This is a genomic window from Streptomyces sp. JJ36 (assembly GCF_021696945.1).
Taxonomy (GTDB): domain Bacteria; phylum Actinomycetota; class Actinomycetes; order Streptomycetales; family Streptomycetaceae; genus Streptomyces.
The window spans coordinates 1-4,652 of the sequence record NZ_JACYHE010000144.1 but is presented as its reverse complement, the minus strand read 5'-3'; the positions used below and the strand labels follow the sequence as shown (position 1 = coordinate 4,652).

Here is a 4,652-nt window from a genome sequence, read left to right as displayed (position 1 = left end):
CGCCTGCCGGGGCGGCTGGGCAGGCGGCGCCCGGCCCGGGCGCGCCGGCACCGGACCAGGAGCCCGCGGCCCCCGGCGAGGCCACGACGGGGCCGGACACGCCCGCGGCGGAGCCCGGCGGCCACGCCGCCGAGGGCCCGGCGGACGACGGTCCGCAGCCCCTCGGCGTGCCGCTGGAGCCCACCGGGCACCCGCCGGTCGACGCGCAGCTCAGGCGGCTGGAGGACGCGGACCACCTCGCCGTCTCCGGTCACCTCGAGGTGTACGAGGATGTGCACCGCGGTCTGCGCGACACGCTGACTGCGCTCGACCGGCCCGACCCCAGGAGCTGACCCCCACGTGGCTGTGACCCGCCCTCAGCGCAGGCGACTCGACGCGGAACTGGTCCGCCGCGGACTCGCCCGTTCCCGGGAGCACGCGAGCCGGCTCATCGCCGAGGGACGGGTCGCCGTGGGCGGCGTCACCGCGGCCAAGCCCGCCACTCAGGTGGCCACCAGCGCGGCGCTGGTGGTCCGGGAGGACGACGCCGACCCCGACTACGTCTCCCGCGGCGGGCACAAGCTCGCCGGCGCGCTGGCCGCCTTCGTGCCCCGCGGACTGCACGTCGAGGGCCGGCGGGCGCTCGACGCGGGCGCGTCCACCGGCGGCTTCACCGACGTGCTGCTGCGGGCCGGCGCGGGCCACGTGGTCGCCGTCGACGTCGGCTACGGGCAGCTCGCCTGGTCGCTGCGGCAGGACGGCCGGGTCACCGTGAAGGACCGGACGAACGTGCGCGAACTGACCCCGGAGGCGCTGGACGGGCGGCCCGTCGACCTGGTGGTGGGCGACCTCTCCTTCATCCCGCTGGGCCTGGTGCTGCCCGCCCTGGTGCGCTGCACGGCGCCCGGCGCGGACCTGCTGCTGATGGTGAAGCCGCAGTTCGAGGTGGGCCGGGAGCGGCTGGGCAGCGGCGGGGTGGTGCGCAGTCCGGAGCTGCGGGCGGAGGCCGTGCGCAACGTCGCCGGGCAGGCCGCCGGGCTCGGGCTCGGGGTGCGCGGGATCACCGCGAGCCCGCTTCCCGGACCGTCGGGGAACGTCGAATACTTTCTGTGGCTGCGCGCCGGGGCGCCCGAGCTCGACCCGGCCGACCTCGAACGAGCGGTGACGGAGGGCCCCCAGTGACCATGGCGACCGATTCCCGTACGGTCTTCCTCCTCGCCCACACCGGGCGCCCGGCAGCGATCCGCAGCGCCGAGCTGGTCGTGCAGGGGCTGCTGCGCAGCGGGATCGGCGTGCGGGTCCTCGGGGACGAGGCGACCGACCTGCCGCTGCCGGACGAGGTGGAGACCGTCGAGGGCAAACCGGGCGCGGTGGACGGCTGCGAGCTGCTGGTGGTGCTCGGCGGGGACGGCACCCTGCTGCGCGGCGCCGAGTTCGCCCGCGCCTCCGGCGTGCCGATGCTCGGCGTCAACCTCGGCCGCGTCGGCTTCCTCGCCGAGGCGGAACGGGACGACCTGGAGCGCGTGGTGCACCGGGTGGTGGCCCGCTCGTACGAGGTCGAGGAGCGGATGACCCTGGACGTGCTGGTGCGCACGGACGGGCACGTGGTGCACTCCGACTGGGCGCTCAACGAGGCGTCCGTGGAGAAGGCCGCGCGGGAACGCATGCTCGAGGTGGTCACCGAGGTGGACGGCCGCCCGGTCTCCCGGTTCGGCTGCGACGGCGTGGTGTGCGCCACACCGACCGGCTCCACGGCCTACGCCTTCTCCGCGGGCGGGCCCGTGGTGTGGCCGGAGGTGGAGGCGCTGCTGATGGTGTCCATCTCCGCGCACGCCCTGTTCGCCAAGCCGCTGGTCACCGCCCCCGACTCGGTGCTCGCGGTGGAGGTGCAGCCGCAGACTCCGAACGGCGTGCTCTGGTGTGACGGGCGGCGCAGCGTCGAGCTGCCCGCGGGCGCCCGGGTGGAGGTGCGGCGCGGCGCCGTCCCGGTGCGGCTCGCCCGGCTGCACCACGCCTCCTTCACGGACCGGCTGGTCGCCAAGTTCGCGCTCCCGGTGTCGGGTTGGCGCGGCGCCCCGCAGTGACGGCGGCCCGGGCAGGCCTCCCCTTCCCGGCATCGCGGGGCCGCCGGAGGCCGCACGTCCGGGTGGCGGCCGGAGGGCGAGGGTGGTTTCCGGGCGGGAACCTCGTATGGTCGTATCCGTGTTGGAGGAGATGCGGATCAGGGACCTGGGCGTGATCGACGACGCCGTGGTCGAGCTGTCCCCGGGCTTCACCGCGGTGACCGGCGAGACCGGCGCGGGCAAGACGATGGTCGTCACCAGCCTCGGCCTGCTGCTGGGCGGCCGCGCGGACGCGGCGCTGGTGCGGGCCGGGGCGAAGGCCGCCGTCGTCGAGGGCCGGGTCGCCGTGCCGCCCGGCGCCCCGGCGGCCGTACGCGCCGAGGAGGCCGGCGCCGAGCTGGACGAGGGGGCGCTGCTGATCAGCCGCACGCTCTCCGCGGAGGGCCGCTCCCGCGCCCATCTCGGCGGCCGCTCCGTGCCGGTCGGTGTGCTGGCCGACCTCAGTGACGAGCTGGTCGCCGTGCACGGCCAGACCGACCAGCAGGGGTTGCTGCGCCCGGCACGCCAGCGGCAGGCGCTGGACCGGTATGCCGGCGACGCCGTGGCCGGCCCGCTCGCCGCCTGGAGCGACGCCTACCGGCGGCTGCGCACCGTCTCCGACCGGCTCGCCGAGCTGACCACCCGGGCCCGGGAGCGCGCCCAGGAGGCGGACCTGCTCCGCTTCGGGGTGGAGGAGATCGCCGCCGCCGAGCCGCAGCCGGGCGAGGACGCCGAACTCGCCGCCGAGGCGGAGCGGCTGGGCCACGCCGAGGCGCTGGCCTCCGCGGCCACCACCGCCCACGGCGCGCTGGCCGGCGACCCGGCGGACCCGGAGGGGGTCGACGCCGGCACCCTGGTCGCCGGGGCCCACCGGGCGCTGGAGGCCGTACGCGCGCACGATCCGGCGCTGGCCGCGCTGGCCGACCGGCTGGGCGAGGTCGGCATCCTGCTCTCCGACGTCGCGGGCGAACTCGCGAGCTACGCGGAGGACCTGGACTCCGACCCGCTGCGGCTGGCCGCCGTCGAGGAGCGCCGGGCCGCCCTCGCGCAGCTCACCCGCAAGTACGCCGACGACATCACCGGCGTGCTGGCGTGGGCGGAGCAGAGCGCCGCCCGGCTCGCGGAGCTGGAGGGCGACGACGACCGCATCGAGGAGCTGACCGCCGAGCGCGACCGGCTCCGTGCCGGACTCTCGGCACTCGCCGGGGAGCTGACCGCGGCGCGCACCGAGGCCGCCGGGCGCTTCGCCGCCGCCGTCACCGAGGAGCTGGCCGAACTCGCCATGCCCCACGCCCGGGTCTCCTTCGCGTTGCGCCGTGCGCCGGACCCGGAGGGGCTGGAGGTGGACGGCGAGACGGTCGCCTTCGGGCCGCACGGCACCGACGAGGTCGAGCTGCTGCTCGCCCCGCATCCGGGCGCCCGCCCCCGGCCCATCGCCAAGGGGGCCTCCGGTGGTGAACTCTCCCGGGTGATGCTCGCGGTGGAGGTCGTCTTCGCCGGCTCCGACCCGGTGCCGACCTATCTCTTCGACGAGGTCGACGCGGGCGTCGGCGGCAAGGCCGCGGTGGAGGTCGGGCGGCGGCTCGCCCGCCTGGCCCGCAGCGCACAGGTCGTCGTCGTCACCCACCTCCCGCAGGTCGCCGCCTTCGCCGACCGGCATCTGGTGGTGGAGAAGACCGACGACGGCTCGGTCACCCGCAGCGGGGTGCAGGCGCTGAAGGGGGAGGACCGGGTGCGCGAACTGTCCCGGATGCTGGCCGGGCAGGAGGATTCGGAACTGGCCCGCGCCCACGCGGAGGAGTTGCTGGAGACCGCGCGCACCGGGGCGTGACCGTGGACGGGGACGCTCGTACGGGTGATCCGGTGGCGGCACCGGCGCGTGCCGCGGCGGCCGGCGCCCCGCAGGCGTGCGGCACGGCGGAGCGCACCTGGCATCCTGGGCGCAGCACACCGCCGTTCGCCGCCCGGCGTCCCCGCCGGCGCGTCGTCCGGTGCTCCCCCCACACCGCCTCAGGAGCCCCTCCGTCGTGAGCCGAACCGCCGAGCCGTCACTCTCCCGCGCTCCGGCGCACGCCGTCCATGTGCTCGACGGCGGGTGCGCCGTCGCGTGCGCGCAGGTGCGCGCCCTGGCCGCGGGGTTGTCGGCCCACGGCCTCCGGGTCAGCGTGTGTGCGCCCCGGGACGTCGCCGCCGCCTGTGTCACCGGCACCGGGGCCGGTCCGGTGCGGATCGGCGGGGCGGGACGGACCGGGGGAACGCGCGGGGAGACCCTCTGCGCACTCCGCGCCGTGTGTGCCGACGCCGACGTGGTGCACGCGCACGGACCGCGGGCCGCGGCGCTGGCCGCGCTGGCCCTGGCGGGTGCGGGAGGCCGGGCCCGGCGGGTGCCGCTCGTGCTGAGCTGGCACGCGCGGGAGCATCCGGACGGCGCGCGCGCCGCGGTGCTGCGGATGCTGGAACGACGCGCCGTGCGGGCGGCGTCGGTGGTGCTCGGCGCCACCGGGGCGCTGGTGCAGTGCGCCCGGCGGCGCGGCGCCCGCGACGCCCGCCTGGCGTCCGCCGGGCTGCCCG

General features: G+C 77.5%; 5 protein-coding genes. All 5 read left to right on the top strand.

All coding sequences use genetic code 11. From position 1 onward, the window contains the following. Window positions 1-332: hypothetical protein (locus HOY81_RS26770; protein WP_237323293.1), on the top strand; the 332-nt coding region annotated here is incomplete at its 5' end. 13 nt (window positions 333-345) lie between these two features. Beyond that, window positions 346-1,161 (top strand): TlyA family RNA methyltransferase, encoded by an 816-nt coding sequence (locus tag HOY81_RS26765; RefSeq protein ID WP_237323295.1) that lies wholly within the window; start codon window positions 346-348, stop codon window positions 1,159-1,161. 2 nt (window positions 1,162-1,163) lie between these two features. Continuing rightward, window positions 1,164-2,063, top strand: coding sequence for an NAD kinase (locus tag HOY81_RS26760; RefSeq protein ID WP_237323294.1), 900 nt, complete (start codon window positions 1,164-1,166; stop codon window positions 2,061-2,063). 106 nt (window positions 2,064-2,169) lie between these two features. Next, on the top strand, window positions 2,170-3,912 hold the full coding sequence (recN, locus tag HOY81_RS26755) for a DNA repair protein RecN (protein WP_237323292.1): 1,743 nt from the start codon (window positions 2,170-2,172) through the stop codon (window positions 3,910-3,912). Between the two features lie 196 nt (window positions 3,913-4,108). Then, window positions 4,109-4,652, top strand: a 544-nt coding sequence (locus tag HOY81_RS26750; protein WP_237323291.1) for a glycosyltransferase, incomplete at its 3' end; no start/stop codon positions are given.

Coding starts and splice junctions, on each gene's coding strand:
- HOY81_RS26760 (WP_237323294.1), top strand. CDS start 1,164: ATGGCGACCGATTCCCGTACGGTCTTCCTCCTCGCCCACACCGGGCGC.
- recN (WP_237323292.1), top strand. CDS start 2,170: ATGGTCGTATCCGTGTTGGAGGAGATGCGGATCAGGGACCTGGGCGTG.